We start from the raw sequence: 3,361 nt of genomic DNA, 5'->3' as shown, positions 1-3,361 counted from the left end.
GTGCCGCGGATGTGCTTCATCAACAAGCTCGACCGCACCGGCGCCGATTTCTATTTCTGCGTGAACTCGATCATCGAACGTCTCGGCGCGCGCCCCGCAGTGCTGTATTTGCCGATCGGTATCGAAGGCGACTTCAAGGGTCTCGTCGATCTCGTCGAGAACCGCGCGATCATCTGGCTCGAAGAGTCGCTCGGCGCGAAGTTCGAATATCAGGACATCCCGGCCGATATGGTCGAGAAGGCCGCCAAGTATCGCAGCGAGTTGATCGAAATGGCGGTCGAGCTCGATGACGACCTCATGGAAGCCTATCTCGAAGGCAATGAGCCGAGCGTCGCTGACCTGAAGCGGCTGATCCGTTTGGGCACGCTGAAAATGGCCTTCGTGCCGGTGATCTGTGGTTCGGCGTTCAAGAACAAGGGCGTGCAGCCGTTGCTCGACGCGGTGGTCGATTATCTGCCGAGCCCGCTCGATGTGCCCGCGATCAAGGGCTTGAAGCTCGACGGTGAGACCCCGGACGAGCGTCCTTCGTCAGACACCGAGCCGTTCTCGGCACTGGCGTTCAAGATCATGAACGACCCCTTTGTCGGCACGCTCACCTTCGCGCGCATCTATTCGGGCAAGCTCGAAACCGCGTCGCAGGTGACCAATTCGGTCAAGGACAAGAAGGAAAAGGTCGGTCGCATGCTGCTGATGCATGCGAACAGCCGTGAGGACATTCAGGAAGCCTATGCCGGCGACATCGTCGCGTTGGCGGGGCTGAAGGATACCACCACGGGTGATACTTTGTGCGCGATCAGCAACCCGATCATCCTCGAGCGGATGGAATTCCCCGAGCCGGTGATCGAGCTGTCGGTCGAACCCAAGACCAAGGCCGATCAGGAAAAGATGGGCGTGGCGCTCAACCGCCTCGCGCGCGAAGACCCGTCGTTCCGGGTGTCGTCGGACGCCGAAAGCGGCCAGACGATCATCAAGGGCATGGGCGAGCTTCACCTCGAAATCCTCGTCGACCGCATGAAGCGCGAGTTCAAGGTCGAGGCCAATGTCGGCGCGCCGCAGGTGGCGTACCGCGAATATCTCGGCAAGCCGGTCGAGCTGTCCTACACCCACAAGAAGCAGTCGGGTGGTTCGGGCCAGTTCGCTGAAGTGAAGGTCAAGGTCACGCCCGGCGAGCGCGGTTCGGGCTTCGTGTTCATCGATTCGGTGAAGGGCGGCAACGTCCCGAAGGAATATATCCCTTCGGTCGAAAAGGGCATGCGCGAAACCGCTGAGAGCGGCTCGCTGATCGGCTTCCCGATCATCGACTTCTCGGTCGAGCTGGTCGACGGCAAGTATCACGACGTCGATTCGAGCGCGCTGGCGTTCGAAATCTGCGCGCGTGGCTGCATGCGTGAAGCCGCGCAGAAGGCCGGCATCAAGCTGCTCGAGCCGATCATGAAGGTCGAAGTCGTGACGCCCGAGGATTATCTGGGCGACGTGATCGGCGACATGAACAGCCGTCGTGGCCAGATCCAGGGCACCGACAGCCGCGGCAATGCCCAGACCGTCGAAGCGATGGTCCCGCTCGCCAACATGTTCGGTTACGTCAACCAGCTGCGCTCGTTTACGCAGGGCCGCGCGCAGTACTCGATGCAGTTCTCGCATTATGACGAAGTGCCTGCAAACGTTGCCGACGAAGTGAAGGCCAAGCTCGCCTGAGGCGCACGGGGCTAAGCCTGGCTTAGCCCCGAGACGCCGAAGGCCGGCCGGCGGGTCGCACCAGCGAACCCGTCCGACGACACGGGATTTACTCCCGTGGCGGCCTACAGCAAGGTGGAGATCAGGCACGGGCGGTTGACGCCCGTGCTGCTTCGTGAAACCGTTCGGGCGGGGAGGCGACTCCCCGCCCGACTCGTTGCGGGCTCTGTCTGGTCAGGGGAGGCACGGCAATGCGGTTGGCTATCGTGGCGATGACGGCACTCGCGCTGGCGGCATGCGGCGAGAAGAAGACCGAGCGGACATTCACCACTGCCGACGGCTCGACGATGAAGGTCGAGCAGCAGGACGGCACGGACAGCGCCAAGATCACCGCGACCAGCGCCAATGGCACCGCGACCCTGACAACGGGCGGCGCAGGGCAATGGCCGGCCGGGCTCGCCGACTATGCGCCCGCCTATCCCGGTGGCGAAGTCGGGGCGAGCTTTTCGGGCAGCTCCAACGACGGCGCAGGCGGGATGGTGACCTTCACCACCAGCGATTCGCCCGACAAGGTGGTCGAATTCTACAAGGCGCGCGCGGCGGCGGCGGGCTTGAGCGACGTGTCGAGCATGGACATCAATGGCGCGAAAATGTTCGGCGCCAAGGACGAGAAGACGGGGCGGTCGCTGTCGATTCAGGCAAGCGTGGCGGATGGGAAGACGACGGCGGCGGTGACGTTTGGGTCGGAGAAGAAGTAGCCGGAGCGAAGCAGGCGGAATGCAAGGGCTACTCGCGCTGGGCAGCCGCGAATGTTGCTTCGGGATCGTCTACGAATGGCCCGCCGCGCTCTTTTCAAAATGGCGTTGTTGCGCTATTTTTCAGGCATGAACGCCGCCGCTCCGATCCTCACGACGCCGCGCAAGCTGGGCTTGCGCGTTGAGGATTTCCTGTTGCTCAACGATAGCGGCGCTTTCAACGATTACGGCAAGACCGAACTGATTGACGGGGATATCTACGTCATGAATGCGCAGTTCAGCAAGCATGCCGGAGCCAAGTCTCGTCTGGCATTTGCGCTTACGATGCGGCTGCGCGAGATCGGTAGCGACTTGGTCTTGATGACCGAGGTGGCGGTTCGCTTGAATGGCGATAGCATGCCGGAACCCGATATCGTTATCCACCGGTGGCGGGGCGATGGCCCGGTGCCGGCCGACTCGGTCGCACTGGTCGTCGAAGTCGCCGATACGACGCTGGACCGCGACTTGGGCCGTAAGTCCGATCTCTACGCGGCGGCCGGGATTCCGGAATATTGGGTGATCGATCTCACCGAGGGACGGGCGTTGATGCATGAATTTCCCGACGCCGACGGCTATCATGGGCAGCTCGACATTCTGCTTACCGAACGCCTCAATTCAGCGACGATCGCCGGACTAGAAGTCGAAGGCGCGGTGGTCACGGGGTGAGGGGGCAAGCCGGCACCCAATGGTGCCTCGCGGCTATCTACCCCGACCCATGACAATACTCGCCATAACCACTGGACAAGTCCTGAGCTCGCCGCCATATCGCCGCCACGCGAGCCGTCGAGTCCGGAGCGATTTTCGCTCTAGCCAATGCGGCACGCTTGGGTTAAAGGCCCCGCTTCATCGCCGGTCCGCATGAGGGCCGGTGGTTTTCGTTTGGGGTTCGGCCC

At 62.4% G+C, this 3,361-nt stretch carries 3 protein-coding genes; all 3 read left to right on the top strand.

The genetic code is table 11. From position 1 onward, the window contains the following. On the top strand, positions 1-1,695 hold a 1,695-nt coding region (gene fusA / locus K2W81_RS14345; protein ID WP_294105507.1), incomplete at its 5' end, for an elongation factor G. A 230-nt stretch (positions 1,696-1,925) separates the two neighbouring features. Further along, positions 1,926-2,432, top strand: a complete 507-nt coding sequence (locus K2W81_RS14340; RefSeq protein WP_294105505.1) for a hypothetical protein — start codon at positions 1,926-1,928, stop codon at positions 2,430-2,432. Between the two features lie 126 nt (positions 2,433-2,558). Beyond that, positions 2,559-3,134, top strand: coding sequence for a Uma2 family endonuclease (locus K2W81_RS14335; RefSeq protein ID WP_294105503.1), 576 nt, complete (start codon positions 2,559-2,561; stop codon positions 3,132-3,134). The last annotated feature ends 227 nt before the right edge of the window (positions 3,135-3,361 follow it).

It is taken from the genome of Sphingomonas sp., assembly GCF_019749955.1.
Classification (GTDB): domain Bacteria; phylum Pseudomonadota; class Alphaproteobacteria; order Sphingomonadales; family Sphingomonadaceae; genus Sphingomonas.
Note: the sequence above shows the minus strand (reverse complement) of the source record. Positions and strands in the feature narration are given on the sequence as shown.